At 72.6% G+C, this 14,051-nt stretch carries 9 protein-coding genes; all 9 read right to left on the bottom strand.

The window, feature by feature from the left end; translation table 11 throughout:
• Positions 1–22: 22 nt before the first annotated feature.
• The 9 genes from OG494_RS00215 to OG494_RS00175 all read right to left on the bottom strand — a co-directional run bounded on the left by OG494_RS00215 (position 23) and on the right by OG494_RS00175 (position 14,051).
• On the bottom strand, positions 23–595 hold the full coding sequence (locus tag OG494_RS00215; protein WP_328450689.1) for a flavin reductase family protein: 573 nt from the start codon (positions 593–595) through the stop codon (positions 23–25).
• 1 nt (position 596) lies between these two features.
• Positions 597–1,046 carry an acyl-CoA thioesterase gene (locus OG494_RS00210; RefSeq protein ID WP_328450687.1) on the bottom strand — a complete coding sequence of 150 codons (450 nt, stop codon included), beginning with the start codon at positions 1,044–1,046 and terminating at the stop codon, positions 597–599.
• 3 nt (positions 1,047–1,049) lie between these two features.
• Entirely contained in the window at positions 1,050–6,881 is a 5,832-nt protein-coding gene (locus OG494_RS00205; RefSeq protein WP_328450685.1) for a type I polyketide synthase, read from the bottom strand.
• Positions 6,882–7,138: 257 nt separating this feature from the next.
• On the bottom strand, positions 7,139–7,933 hold the full coding sequence (locus OG494_RS00200; protein WP_328450683.1) for a TIGR03084 family metal-binding protein: 795 nt from the start codon (positions 7,931–7,933) through the stop codon (positions 7,139–7,141).
• Between the two features lie 208 nt (positions 7,934–8,141).
• Positions 8,142–9,212: a carboxymuconolactone decarboxylase family protein gene (locus OG494_RS00195; protein WP_328450680.1), complete on the bottom strand. Its 1,071-nt coding sequence runs from the start codon at positions 9,210–9,212 to the stop codon at positions 8,142–8,144.
• A gap of 186 nt (positions 9,213–9,398) precedes the next feature.
• Complete coding sequence (locus tag OG494_RS00190) at positions 9,399–11,051, bottom strand: GMC family oxidoreductase (RefSeq protein WP_328450678.1); 1,653 nt, start codon at positions 11,049–11,051, stop codon at positions 9,399–9,401.
• The gene (locus OG494_RS00185; RefSeq protein WP_328450676.1) at positions 11,048–11,629 is read right to left on the bottom strand and encodes a DUF5987 family protein; all 582 of its coding nucleotides are present in this window, start codon (positions 11,627–11,629) and stop codon (positions 11,048–11,050) included. The genes OG494_RS00190 and OG494_RS00185 overlap by 4 nt, the downstream gene beginning before the upstream one ends.
• Positions 11,630–11,655: 26 nt before the next feature.
• A complete protein-coding gene (locus OG494_RS00180) occupies positions 11,656–13,044 on the bottom strand; it encodes a cytochrome P450 (protein WP_328450674.1) in 1,389 nt (462 codons plus the stop codon).
• Entirely contained in the window at positions 13,041–14,051 is a 1,011-nt protein-coding gene (locus tag OG494_RS00175; protein ID WP_328450672.1) for an enediyne biosynthesis protein, read from the bottom strand. The genes OG494_RS00180 and OG494_RS00175 overlap by 4 nt, the downstream gene beginning before the upstream one ends.

Raw genomic sequence — 14,051 nt, 5'->3', positions numbered from 1 at the left:
CAACATCGTGTCCCCCTGTCACTCAAGCAGCGCGGGCGCGGCCGTCGACCTCGTGGTAGCGGCCGCCGTAGAACACCAGGGCGTCGTCCCCCGACCCCCGGCTCGAGGTCAGCACCCGGCCCAGGAAGATCGAGTGGTCACCACCCTCGTAAACGGCTTCGAGCTCGCACTCGAGCCAGGCCAGCGCCCCGGTCAGCAGCGGCGACCCGGTCTTCGCGCCCGGCGTCCAGTTCACCGAGTCGAACTGCGCCATCCCGTTGGGGCGGCGCCAGTCGGCGAAGTACTTCGACAGCTCCTGCTGGTCGGCCGCGAGGATGTTCACGGCGTACGAGCCGGCGCTGACGATGGCGTCGTGCATCCGGGCGGCCCGGGCCACGCAGCACAGCACCATCGGCGGCTCGAGCGACACGGAGGAGAAGGCGTTGGCCGTCATCCCGTGCCCGTCCTCGCCCCCGGCCGTGAGCACCGTGACCCCGGTGGCGAACTGCGCCATCACCTCGCGCAGCCCGGTCTGGGTGGACAGGTGCCGGCGGCCCGGCGGGGTCGGCAGCCGCTTCAGCACCGTCCGGTCGATGGTTTCCCCGGCGTCCGCCACGTCACGCTCCCTTGCCGTTCACCGTCGTCACCGCGTAGGGCGCCAGCGCTTCGCGCAGCTGCTCGGGCACCCGCGACGGCACGGTTTCCGTGTTGGGGCCGCGCATGCAGGCGATCCGCTGCCGGCCGCGGGCGACCAGCCGCTCACCGTCGTCGTGCAGGTGCACGTAGTCGAAGGCGAACTGGATCTGCGTCGAGGTCAGCTCCTCCAGCCGCAGCCGGATGGACAGCTCGTCGAACGCGGTGATCTCGGCGAAGAACTCGCACTCCACCTTGAGGGTGAAGAGCTTCAGGTCGTGCCGGACCTCTTCGAGGACCGCGGGCGCCTTCTCCTTCAGGAACATCTCGCGGCACCGGCCTTGCCAGCGCACGTAGTTCACGTAGTAGACGTTGCCCACCAGGTTGGTCTCTTCGAAGCCGACCGTGTGGCGGATCTCGTAGTAGTCGGACATTGCTCAGCTCTCCTCTGCCTGCAGCACCGCGAAGACCACCGGCTCGGTCCGGTCGTTGACGGTCGTGGCCCAGGTCGCGATCCGGGCCGGGCCGCAGGCGAGCAGGGCCCAGCCGTCGGCCTCCACCCGGCGCACGGTCAGGGACTCGGTCATCGCGCCCGTCTTGCGGACGCATTCCAGCGCACTCCAGACCCGGGTGTTCGCCACCGCGACCGACTCGCCCGCGTCGGCGGCCAGCAGCCGGCCGACCGAGAGCAGGTCCTCGCCGAGCAACCCGGCCCAGTCCTCGTCGCTGCGCTCGAGCACGGTCTCGACGTCGCAGGTCACCTGGCCGGTGCCCGCCACGACCAGGGTCAGCCGGGAGCTGTGCGACGCGGTGATCTCGCCGCCGTCGATCTCCGGCTTGCCGTCCGGGCGGTAGCGGATCTCGACCGGCCGGTCGAGGGCCCGGCTCGCCGCCAGCGCGGTCTGGGCGCGCCGCTCCGCGATGCCGCCCACCTCGACGCCGGCGGGGTCGGGCTCCAGCACGACCGCGCGGGTGCCGCCGAGCATCCGCTCGCAGGCCCGCTCCAGGTACGAGCCGAGCATCGAGGGCACCCACGGCCCGGCCCCGTCGGTCTTGCGGACCGCCCGCAGCATCAGGCCTTCCCAGCGTTCCACGAGCCGGCCGTCCGGGTTCCGGACGTCGAGGTCGTAGATGTAGCTGTCGCCGTCCTGCAGCCGCTCCTTCGCGTCCAGCAGCACGTATTCCGGGTGCTGGGCGCCGGGCTCGGCCAGGTAGAGCTTCTCGATCCCCTGCGGCAGCAGGGTCGCGTCCGGGACGCAGCACTGGATCGCGTGCATCATCGCGTCCCGCGTGCCCGGGTCGGCCAGCAGCCGCTCCTGCGGCAGGAACGGGGCGAACCACGTGTTGTCCGCCGTGGTGGCGATCTCCGCCACCGCGTGCCGCGCGCTCGCCCGGCGGTAGCCCACGACCCGCTGGAACCGCTTGCCCTGGAACAGGACCGAGCCGTACAGCTCGGTGATCGGCTCCACCGGGACCGACGGGACGTCGGTGTCCCGCAGCACGGCCGGGCCGATCTCCGCGGGCCGCGCGAAGTTCAGCCGCGCCTTGAAGTGATCGGCGCTGAACCCGGTCTCGTCACTGCGCAGCACGACGTCGACGGTGTCGGCGTCGGCGGCGACCGCGGCCAGCCGGATCGTGGTGGACCCGCCCGGCGAGACGATGATCGGGCGCAGGAACTCCACGTCGGACAGCACCGGCGTGCCGGTCCGGTCGAGCGTGGCCGCCGCGACCTGGGTCATCGCCTCCATCCCGATCACCGCCGGGAAGAGCAGCTGCCCGTCGAGCAGGTGGTCGGTCAGGTACGGGTCGGACCCGTCGGACAGGTCCGCCTCGGTGATCAGCTCGACGCCGGGGTAGTGCACGACCGCGCGGTCGACGAACCGGGTCAGCGGCAGCTCCTTGCGCTGGATCGGCAGCGTGGCCAGCCCGCCGGTGCGCCCGCAGACGACCAGCACCGGCGGCACCGCCGGGTCGGCCAGGGCCTGCTTGAGGATGGCGATGCCGTCCTCGGTCGGGATCGGCGTGATGCCGTCGCGCTTGAGGGCGCTGACGACACCGAGCTTCTCGCCCATGCCGGTGCCGGACCAGACCGACCACTCGAGCGCGACCGCCCGCGCCTGCGGGTGCTTGCGCCCGAAGCGCAGGGTCAGCTCGGTCATCCAGTCGTTGGCCGTGGCGTAGTGCGCCTCGCCGCGCAGGCCGGCCCGGCCGATGATGCTGCCGAAGGTGACCAGGAGCTTGATCCGGTCCTGGTCGACCGCGTCCAGCACGGCGTTGAGGCCGCCGATCTTCGGGGCGAGCGTCTTGCGGAAGGCCTCCTCGGTGAGGCTGAACAGCGCGGCGGGCTCGTTGCGCCCGGCGCCGTGCAGCACCGCCGTGACCGGGCCGAGCTCGGCCTGCATCCGGGCGATCGCGTCCGCGACCTGGGTGCCCGAGGTGACGTCGGCGCGTTCGTAGCGGTAGTCGATGCCCGCGGCCGCCATCCGGTCGAGGTTCTCGGCCAGCTCGCTGTCGTCCGCCGGGTCGCTGCGCCCGAGCAGGGCCAGCTTCGCGCCGGAGTCCTTGGCCAGCGCCAGCGCGCTTTCCGCGGTGATGCCCTTGCCGCCACCGGTGACGAGCAGGACGTCGCCCGGGTCCAGCGACTCGGGGATCGGGCCGGTGGGCGCCGGGTCGACCGCGACCAGCCGCGGCACCGTGCGCCCGCCGTCGGCGCCGTAGCGGACTTCGGCGAAGTCCGTGGTGGCGGCGACTTCGGCGACGACGAGCCGGACGGCCTCGCTGACCGCGGCCGGGTCGGCCGGGGTCGGGTCGGCCAGGTCGACGATCGTGGTGCGGGCCGACGGGTCCTCGAGCCGGAGGGTCTTCGCCAGGCCGGACGCGCCGAGACCGTGCTGCACGACGACGAACCGCGTGCCGTTGGCCGCGGCCATGACGGTGCGGCCGGCTTCCAGGAACAACCCGGTGTGGCTCGCGTCGCAGTCGGCGGGCAGGCAGAGCAGCACGCCGTCGCCGGCGCCCGCGCGGGCCAGGGCCGCGCGCAGCGGCTCGGCCAGCGGGTGCCCCGGCGTCGAGAACACTTCCCAGCGCGCGTTGCCGGCACCCGAGGTCAGGTCGGCCGCGGGCCGCGGTGCCGGGACGTACTCGACGGCGAACGGGCGGACCCACGGGCCGGCGCCCGGGACCTCGCTGCCGCCGTTGGCGTCGGCGGGCTTCGCGGTCTGGGCCAGCTCGTCGATCATCTCGGCGAGCTCACCGAGGCAGACCGTCGCGAAGTTCGGCATGCCCTCCAGCGCGGGCCGGCCGAGCGCCCGGGTGACGTCGTTGACCAGCTGCCCGACCGTGATGGAGGACAGGTGCAGGTCGTCGAGCGGGTGGGTGTCCGCGGTGACGGTCTCCAGCGGCAGCTCGACGCGCTCGGCGGCGAGCTTGCGCAGCAGGTCGAGCGTGGCGTTCGCGCTGCCGTCGTGGTCGGCCGCGGCCGACGAAACGGACTCGGCCTTCTCCTGGGCCAGCTCGGCGGCCAGCTCGCTGTCGATCTCCGGCGCCGCCTCGCAGGGGCTCGCGAGGAAGTTGAAGACGCCGTCTTCGGGCAGCGGGCGGACCACGCGGCCCTCGAACAGCGGCGCGGGCGTCAGCGGCGCACCGGCCGCGAAGGCCGCGCCGGCCACCCGCAGCACCGCGCTCAGCGTGGTGCTGTCGGTGTCGACGGCCAGCACCGGCGTACCCGGCGCGATCTCCTCGAACAGGCCCGAGAGCACCCGGCCGGGGCCGACCTCGATCACCAGGTCGCTGCGCTCGGCCACCTTGGCGGCGGCCTCGCGGAAGCGGACCGGCAGCACGATCTGGTCGCGCAGCAGGGAAGGCAGGTTCTCGGCGGCGTGCAGGACGTCGCCGGTCACCGACGAGACGACCGCGCGCTCGAGGCGGGCGAACGGGATCTCCTCGAGCCGCTCGGTCATCGCGGCCGCGGCCGGTTCGACCAGCGGCGAGTGGAACGCGTGCGACACCTTGAGCCGGGTCGCGGTGACACCCTCGGCGTGGGCCCGGGCGATCACCCGGTCGACGGCGACGGCCGGGCCGGAGATCACCGTCTGCTCGGGGGCGTTGTAGCCCGCGATGACGACGTCGGAGCCCAGGCCGAGCTCCTCGGTCCGGCTCGGCGACGCGGCGATGCCGGCCATCGCGCCACCACCCTCGGTGGCGGCGGTCTCGGCCATCACCTTGCCGCGGATCTTGGCCAGCCCCAGCACCGCGCGCTCGTCCAGGGCACCGCCCCAGTGCAGCGCGGTCAGCTCGCCGAGGCTGTGCCCGGCGACCGTGTGCGCCTCGATGCCGAGCAGGTGCAGCACCCGCAGCGCGGCCAGTGAACCGGCGACGATCCGCGGCTGGGCGACCTCGGTGGCGACGTGGTCGGCACCGGCGGGCAGGCCCGCGGCGCGGAAGATGTCGTCGGCGGCGGTGAACCGGCGGCGCACGGCACCGTCGGTGGCGCGCCCGGATCCCTGGCCCGGGAACAGGAAGCCGACGCGCGGCTGCCCGACACCCTGGCCGGCGAAGATGCCGTCGGTGGCGGCGAAGACGGACCCGTCGTCACCCAGCAGCTCCAAGAGCCGCGTCAGCTTGCGGTCGGCCTCCTCCGGGCCGGTCGCGACGACCGCGGCGCGCACGGGCTTGCCGCTCAGCTCGCCGGCCAGCTGCCCGGCGAAGTCGGTCAGCTCGGCCATCGACAGCTTCGGCACGATCTCCAGCAGCCCGGTGACCCGGGCCCGCAGCGCGTCGACGTCGTCGGCGTCGAGCAGCAGCAGCTCGGCGTCCTGCCGGCCGGAGACCAGCGCGCGGGTCCGCTCGTCGATCTCGGGACGGCGCGCGGCGCCGGGCGCCTCGGTGACCGTGACGTGCGAGTTGATCCCGCCGAAGCCCATCGCCGAGACACCGGCGCGGACCGGGGCGTCGGACGGCCACAGCTGCGCCTCGCGCGGCACGTACATCCGGGCGGAGTCGCCGGTGAGCTTCTCGTGCGGGTCGAAGTGGCCGGTGGCCGGCGGGATGACCTGGTGGTACACGGCGAGGGTCGCCTTGATCAACCCGGCGACCCCCGCCGCGGCCTTGGTGTGCCCGATGTTGCCCTTGATGGTCGACAACGCGGCCGGCGCGGCCAGCGGGTCGGCGTCGTGCCGCGCGGTCGACAGCGCCTCGATCTCGGTGGCGTCACCGAGCGCGGTGCCGGTGCCGTGGCCCTCGAAGTAGGAGACGGTCTCGACGCCGTAACCGGCGCGGTCGTAGGCGCGCTTGAGGGCGAGCCGGTGCCCGGCCGCCTCGGGCCGGGTGATGCCGCCCTTGCCGTCGGAGGACACCCCCCAGCCGCCGATCGAGGCGTAGATGCGCTTGCCCTGCTCGATGGCGTCGGATTCGCGCATCAGCACCAGCATGCCGGAGCCTTCGCCCGGCCAGAAGCCGTTCGAGTCGGCGTCGTAGACCTTCATCTCGCGCTTGGCGAGCGCGCCGGTCTTGGCGAAGCCGATCACTTCGAACGGGTCGATCGAGAGGTCGACACCGCCGGCGATGGCGACGTCGAGGTCGCCCTGGGCCAGCGCGTTCGCCGAGTTCACCACGGACAGCAGGGAGGACGAGCAGGCGCCGTCCACCGTGTAACCGCCGCCGGCGAAGTCGAAGTAGTTGCAGACGCGCCCGGCGATGGTGTTCGCCAGCCCGCCGGCGAGGGTGTCCTCGTTGATCTCCGGGAACGGTTCCTTGTACTGGACCTCGAGCTCCCGCAGGAAGGACCCGGTCTCCTCGTCGCCCCAGCCGCGTTCGGCCAGCGCGGCGGCCACCGTGCGGCGGACGTAGGGCCAGCGCAGCCGCATGATGTTGGCGCGCGAGAACTCGCCCGTGAGGCTGTTGCCGATGACGACACCGGTCGCCTCGCGCGGCAGGCCCTCGCCCTCGGGGAACCCGGCGTCGGCCAGGGCCTGCGCGGCCACGTCCAGCGCGAGCCAGTGTGTGGTGTCGGTCGCGCGGAAGGTGCTGCCGGCGACCTTGTAGGCCACGCGGTCGAACTCGAAGTCCCGCAGGACCGCGGCCTTCTGCGCGTAGAACCGGTCCGGGGCGGACGGGTCCGATGAGTAGTAGTCGGCCCGGTTCATCCGTTCGTCGGGCAGCCGGCGGAACGCGCGGCGGCCCGCCAGCACGTTCTCCCAGAGCTCTTCCAGCGAACGGGCGTCCGGATACCGCAGGCCGATCCCGACGATCGCTATCCGCTCAACGCTCATGCCACCGCACTCCCATATAGCTCTCGAGCCCGTCCGTCGCCCGGGGCGACGGTTCCCGGTGCTGTCCGGCGCGGGTCTCGCCCCCGGCCGAGTCTTCTGTTCGGCGCCGGCGGCGGATTCCGCCGCCGGCACCCGGCGCAGTCCCGTCAAGCATGGACTCCCGCGCCCCTAGCCTCTTCTTTCTGCCTGCCCCGGCGCCCAGTTGCGCAACGGCGGACAAATCCGCCACCGCGCCCCCGTTCGTCCATTCAGGACAGTCAAGCCGTGAACTGCCCCGGCTTGCGTCCCTCGCCCGCCGGGCCCCGGTAGGCCTGGGCCAGCTCCAGCCACTGCCGGGCCAGGCCACCCTCGGTGCGCACGTCGAGGTCCTCGGGGTGCCGCCGGCGCGTGACCAGCAGGCAGAAGTCCTCGGCGCTGCCGGTGACGCGCTCGGGCGAGTCCTCCGGCCCGAAGGCCAGCAGCCGCCCGGACGGCGTGGTGATCTCGAAGCGGAACTCCTGCTCGGGCGGCGTCAGGCCACGGGCCTGGTACCCGAAGTCGCGGACCCGCACGGCGAAGCCGACGAGGTGCGCGAGACGATCGGTGCGGACCGGGCGGACGCCCAGCGCGTCGGCGATGTCCTGGCCGTGGGCGAAGACCTCCATCATCCCGGCGCACGCGAGCACGTACGGCGGGAGCGGGTTGACCAGCCACGGGACCAGCTCGGTGCCGGGCACCGCGGCGAGCGCCTTGATGCCCTGGTCGCGCTCGGCGCGCCAGCGGTTCAGCAGGACCTCCGCCGGGCCGCCCAGGTACTCCTGGAGCGCGCCGTTGACGGCGGCGTCGAGGTCACCGCCGATCGACTTCGTCATCGCGACGAACGCGTCCGGCTGCGCCGCGGCGAGGCCCGCGATCTTGAAGATGAAACCGAGGTGCCCGACCTGGTGGCGCACGGTCCAGCCGGGCGCCGGGGTCGGGGTGTCCCACTCCGTCTCGGAAAGACCGGCGACGAGCGCGTCCACGCCCTCGGCCTCGGTCGTCAGGTCGGCGATCACGGCCGTCGTGTCAGTCACCGGATGTCCTTTCCATCGTCGGTCCGTTGTGGACAGTCAGGTCGGGGCCGGCGGCCGCCGCGCACGGGCGGGGGTGGGGTGAGCCGCGGTGCGGCGGCCGCCGGGGAGCGGGTCGATCGGCCGGGACGACGACGGCACCCCGGGCGCGTTCTCGGCTGTGTCCCGGTGCTGCGCTCGACCGGCCGGTCGATCAGCTACTCCCGAATCATCACCCGCCGTCGCGGGACACGTCTTCTCCTCGTGGGCGCAGGGAAAGGCGGCGGCCCAGCTCCTCGGCCGCGGCGTGAGCCGCCCACGAGACGAGCTCGATCAAGCCACGGTCGCCGGCCGGGTCCCGGCGGGCGGCGGCGACCACCAGGTCGTCGACCTGGTACGGCGCCTTCGCCACGAGCAGCGCCAGCCGCGCGGCCGGCCGCTCCGCCGGCGGCAGCTCGTCGAGCGGGCCGTCGGCCCACGACCGGCCCAGCCCCGGCGGCCGGCCGTCCCACGCCTTCAGCTCACGCCGGACGAGCTCGCGCACCCGCGGCGGCAGCACGTCCGTGCCGGCCGCCTCGAAGGCCGCGCCCGCGCGCGCGAAGGCGTCGGCCAGGGTGCTGCCCGGTTCGGCCCAGTCCGGACCGTCGGCGCCGGTGGCCGGCAGGAACTCCAGCGACTGCCCGGCGGGCGGCGGTGTCCCCGGCCGGAGGAAGTGCCCGAGGACGGCCTTCGCCGTCCCGCGGGCCGATTCGGGCACCTGGTCCGGCAGCGGCGAGTCGCCGAGGAAGACGGTGACCACCCGGTTGAGGTAGTGGAACGCGGTCGCCACGGCGGTGAACTCCGCGGCGGCCGCGGGCGACACCCCCTCGGGCAGGTCGCCGGCGCCCCGCGCCCAGCCCGCGAGCGCGCGCGTGGCGTCGTCGGCGATCTCGCCCGGCGCGTTCGCGGCCAGGGCCGCGGCGGCGTCCGGCTGCCCCAGCGAGCCGATCGCCATGGCGTGCACCTCGACGCAGTACGGGCAGTCGTTGGCGGCCGACACCGCGGCCGCGACGACCTCCCGGTCCGCCCGGCCCGACACCCCGGCCGCGACCAGCGACTCCCGCAGCATCAGCCACGCCGCGGCCAGCACCTCCGGCGACGGCGAGTGCAGCGCCATCGGCGGCGCGAGCATCCCGAAGTCCCGTTCGACCTGCCGGTACACCTCCCGCACCAGGCCCCGCGCCCGCCGCGGCCGCACGGCCTCGACGTGCTTGACGTCCTTCAGGGTCCGCCGCAGCGCGACCCGCACCAACCCGGGCGCCATCTCTACCTCCAGAAAACAAGCGAACTCGCGTACCCGAGCGGACGACACGCGTACCCGGACGGACGACACGCGTACCGGAACGGACGACACAGCCACGGGCATCGTGTCGTCCGTCCGGGTACGCGAGTTCGCCGCCCGGGTACGCGTGTTCGCCGTCCAGGTACGCGAGTTCGCGGGTGTGGTCGGTCAGTTGCCGGCGACGAGGTCCAGCTTGGACACCGCCCGGCGGCCCGTGATCGACCCGTCGGGGGCCGGCGCGCCGTACTTGACGTCGATGCCGCGGGCCTGCGCGGCCCGGACGATGCTCGGCACCGAACGCTCGGCGAGCGCGGCGATGGTCATCGCCGGGTTCACGGTGAGCGCGCCCGGCACCGCCGAGCTGTCGGTGACGAAGATGCCCGGGTGGTTGCGCAGCTCGTGGTTCGCGTACAGCGCCGACGTCGCCGGGTCGTCACCGATCCGGCAGGACGCCAGCGGGTGCACGGTGTACGCGCCGACGACGTCGTTGGTCCACGGCGCCACCTTCGCGATGCCGTCCTTCTCGATGATGGACTTGCAGTCGGCGTCCGCGAGCGCCCAGCCGCGCCGGGTGTTCGTGGTCGGCTCGTAGCGCAGCGGGCCGCGCCCGAGCATCTGCTGCGAGATGCGGTAGGCGTTGCCGGTGGGCGGCGGCGCGCCGAAGACGCCTTCGTTGTCGTCCTCGGTCATCAGGAAGATCGTCAGCCAGTTGGACCACTGCTTGAGGATTTCCTTCTTCTCCGCGCCGAACCAGCGCGGCTCCTCGCCGCCGGGCACCTGGGCGAGGATGGTGCCCAGGCCGGGCGGGAAGTACAGCTGCTCCAGGGAGTAGCGCTCGTACTCCGGCAGCGAGCCGTCGAGCTTGTCCCAGTTCGCGACGGTCGGGCCCTTGCCGATGTGGTTGGCCGAGTAGACCGGACCGTCCTCACGGGACAGCCCGAGCACCTCGCGGACGCGGTCCTCGTCGATGATCGCGGTGTTGAGCCGCTCGCCGTTGCCGGAGAAGTACCGGCCGACGCCGTGCGGCATGGTGCCCAGTGCCGCCTCCGAGCGCTGCAGGATGACCGGCGTCGCGCCGGCGCCCGCGGCGATGATGACGATCTTCGCCTCGATCACCCCGCTGCCGGTGTGCACCCGGTAGTCCTCTTCGTCGATCTGGTCGAAGTAGACGCGGTAGCCGTCGTCCTCCGTGCGCTCCAGCCGCTGGACCTCGTGCAGCGGGCGGATCTGCGCGCCGTGCGAGAGCGCCGCCGGCAGGTAGTTGGTCAGCATCGAGCGCTTGGCGTCGAACTTGCAGCCGGCCATCATGAAGTTGCAGTTGACGCAGGTGTCGTTGTCCACCGCGACCGGCGCCGGGTTGGCCGTGCGGCCGGAGTGGTTGCACGCCGCGGCCCACAGCCCGCCGGAGTAGGAGACGTCGCTCCAGTCCTGTTTGGACACCGGGAGCGACTCGTCGACGCGGTCGTACCACGGCTCGAGCGAGTCGCGGCTGATGGCCGAGGGCCACATCCGGCGGCCGATGCTGCCGTGCCGGTCGAAGACGAACTTCGGTGCCCGCGGCATCGCGGCGAAGTACACGACGCTGCCGCCGCCGACGCAGTTGCCGCCCAGCACGCTCATCCCGTCGCCGACGACGAAGTCGAACGCCCGGGTGTAGGACGAGCCGAGCAGGTAGTCGTGCTCGAAGTCGGCGGCCGCCAGCCACGGGCCGCGTTCCAGCACGACGACCTTCGCCCCGCCGGCGGCGAGGTGGTAGGCCGGGATGGAGCCGCCGAAGCCGCTGCCGACGATGACGACGTCGGTCTTTTCGATCGCGCTCATGCGGGGCTCCCCGATTCCGTGGTGTCCGGGTGGAGTTCGGCCAGCTTGCGGCCGTAGGAGAACTTCTTGAACCGCCAGAACCCGTCGTCGTCCGGCGCCGTGTAGCCCAGCGCCAGCAGGCCGGGGTGGCCGTCGCGGATGGCGTCGGCGGTGTGCAGGTGCGCCGCGCTGTCGAAGGACATGTTGCAGAACAGCGCGAGGCTGACCCAGCCGTCCTTCTCCGGGTGCCCCGGCGCGGTCAGCCGGCGCACCAGCTCGCGGCGGTGCGCGTAGGGCAGTCCGACGAACGCCGGGAGCTCGCTGTCGAGCTCGACGCCGGCCTCCCCGGCGTAGGACTTCGCGTGGTCGTTGAGCGACTGGGCGAGGTAGGGCAGGCCCACGGTGACGCCGGTCGCGTCGAAGTGCAGCAGGTCGAGCGCGCCCGCCGCCACCGCTCCGGGGCCGGGCGAGACGCCCGCGATCGCGTGGTCGTCCGGGAACCGCTTCTCCCCCGGCACGATCGTGTCCGCGTAGGCCTCGAGGGTCAGGTTCTTGACGCGTTCTTCTTCGGAAACTTCCGGCTTGGCCTCGGGTTCCACGGGCCTACCTCCTCGTCGGGTGTGGGTCAAGCGGCGCGGCGGTGCTCCGCCGCCCGCCGGTGCACGGTCATCGGCAGCCCGCCGCGCACCCGCAGCGAGAGCATCGCCTCGGGTTCGACGACCTTGCCCGGCACCTTGCGCAGCTCCAGGTCCCGCGACGCCATCGCCAGCACGAACACCGCCTCCATCACGCCGAGGCTGTTGCCGATGCAGAACCGCGGCCCGGCGCCGAACGGGATGTAGGCGTAGCGCGGCGGCCGCCCGGCCGGGTTGGCCGCGTCGAACCGGCCCGGGTCGAAGCGCTCCGGGTCGGTCCAGAAGTCCGGGTGCCGGTGCAGGGTGTAGGGCACGACGACGACGTCGGACCCGGCCGGCACGTGGTACCCGCCGATCTCGTCGTCGGCCTGGGCGACCCGCGGCAGCAGCCACACCGGCGGGTACATCCGCATGACCTCTTCGACCACCGCGGCGGTGTAGGTCAGCTTCCGCAGGTCCTCGTACTCCGGGAGCCGGTCGCCGAGCACCTCCACGGCTTCCTCGTGCAGCCGCTGCGCGACGTCGGGGTGCTCGTCGACCAGGTGGAACGCCCAGCCGAGCGTGCTCGCCGTCGTCTCGTGCCCGGCCAGCAGCAACGTGATCAGCTCGTCGCGCATGCGTTCGCGTGACGCACTGTCGGCGGTGCCGGTCGCGATCAGGCGTGACAGCACGTCTTCGCCGTTCTCGACCGGGTTCGCGAGCCGCTGGTCGACCAGCTCTTCGGCGATGCGGCGCAGGTCGTCACGCGCCGCGCGGAACTGCACCTGCTTCTTGAGCGGCACCCACTGCGGGACCATGCTGAGCGTGACCGCCTCGAACATGGCCTGGTCCTGCACGGCCTCGAACGAGTGGCCGAGGGTCTCGTAGCCGCCGAGTTCGGCGTCCAGCAGCGTCTTGCCCAGGACGCCGAGCGTCAGCCCGGTCATCTCGTGCAGGATCTCGACCGGCCCGGCGCCCTCGCGCGCGGCGAGCCGCTCGATCAGACCGTCCACTTCGGACGCCACGACGGCGGCCTGGCGGGAGATCCGCTTGGGCTGGAACACCGGCTGGATGGTCCGGCGCTGCGTGCGCCAGGTCTCCCCGTCGCTGGTGAGCAGGCCGTCGCCGAGGGCCCGGCGGGCCTCCTGCAGGCCGATGCCCTTGTGGTAGTTCGCCGCGTTGTCCGCGAGCACGTGCTTGGCGAGGTCCGGGTGGTTGACCAGGAACATGGTCTTGGGCCCGATGGCGATGCGGACGACGTCGCCGTACTCCTCGGCGTTGTCGCCCATGAGCGCGAGCCGGTCGGTGAAGAGCTGCTTCAGCAACCGGAAGGTCGCCCGGCGCGGCGGCCCGGGCGGCGCGGTGCGCGCCGCCCGGGCTTCGTGCTGCGAGCCGGTCATGCTGCGATGGCTCCGGGGGTCTTGCCGTCGTCGGTCTCCTCGACCGGCGGGGCGAGTTCCAGCTTCGCCTTCTGGTCGGCCTGCTCGGCCTCGAACTTCAGCCGCGCCTTGTTCGAGAAGTGCAGGCTCCACAGGAACGCCCCGCGGATCAGGCACACGGTCGCGGTGGCCAGGAACAGCCCGTACGAGACGTGCACGGCGGTGAAGAAGCCGTACGCCAGCGCCACGCCGGCCCCGAAGGCGAACTGCGAGCCCTTCTTCGACGGCGACGTGCCCGGGTCGGTCACCATGTAGTTGGTGTAGAGCACGAACGCGATCCCGGTGCCCATCGCCAGCGCGCCGGGGATCGACGTGCCGAAGAGCCAGCCGCGGACGAAGGCCTGGATCACGAAGAAGCTCAGCCAGCCCGCGATCAGGACCATCCGGCCGGTCAGCAGCGCGTTGAGCACCGTGCCCGAGATCAGGATGATCGCGACGATCAGCCAGCCGCCCCAGGTCGCGATCTGCTCGCTGAAGTGGTACGGCGGGGCGATGCTGGCCCAGGGAAAGACCAGCAGGATGATCGTGATGCCGAAGTTCGACGGGTTCATGTAGTGCCGCATGCGGCCGTACACCGGCGCCTGCAGGATCCACTTCGCGCCGACCGCCACGACGACCCCGAAGATCATCACGAAGATCCGGTCGTTGACGTAGGTCAGCATGTTCAGCGCGAGCCCGGTGATGTGCGCCGGCAGCAGGAACTCCATGAGCCCCTTGAAACCGTTGCCGGTGAACCGCACGTCGCGCTTGGTCACCTTGGCGTTGACGATCTCGAGCAGGATCTCCGTGGTGTACGCGGTCGCCAGCGCGATGAACGGGTACAGCCACGGCTGTTCGAAGCCCAGGATCGTGTAGCCGAGGATGTTGAAGATCGTGATCGACATCGCGAACCGCTTGAGCGCGGTCACGACCTTGTTCGTCCGTTTCGGTGGCGCCGTGTCCACCTTGGTGAGCGTCGGGGTGGTCAT

Source organism: Amycolatopsis sp. NBC_00438, assembly GCF_036026695.1.
GTDB lineage: Bacteria > Actinomycetota > Actinomycetes > Mycobacteriales > Pseudonocardiaceae > Amycolatopsis.
Note: the sequence above shows the minus strand (reverse complement) of the source record. Positions and strands in the feature narration are given on the sequence as shown.

Coding starts and splice junctions, on each gene's coding strand:
- OG494_RS00210 (WP_328450687.1), bottom strand. CDS start 1,046: ATGTCCGACTACTACGAGATCCGCCACACGGTCGGCTTCGAAGAGACC.
- OG494_RS00205 (WP_328450685.1), bottom strand. CDS start 6,881: ATGAGCGTTGAGCGGATAGCGATCGTCGGGATCGGCCTGCGGTATCCG.
- OG494_RS00195 (WP_328450680.1), bottom strand. CDS start 9,212: ATGGCGCCCGGGTTGGTGCGGGTCGCGCTGCGGCGGACCCTGAAGGAC.
- OG494_RS00190 (WP_328450678.1), bottom strand. CDS start 11,051: ATGAGCGCGATCGAAAAGACCGACGTCGTCATCGTCGGCAGCGGCTTC.
- OG494_RS00180 (WP_328450674.1), bottom strand. CDS start 13,044: ATGACCGGCTCGCAGCACGAAGCCCGGGCGGCGCGCACCGCGCCGCCC.
- OG494_RS00175 (WP_328450672.1), bottom strand. CDS start 14,051: ATGACCACCCCGACGCTCACCAAGGTGGACACGGCGCCACCGAAACGG.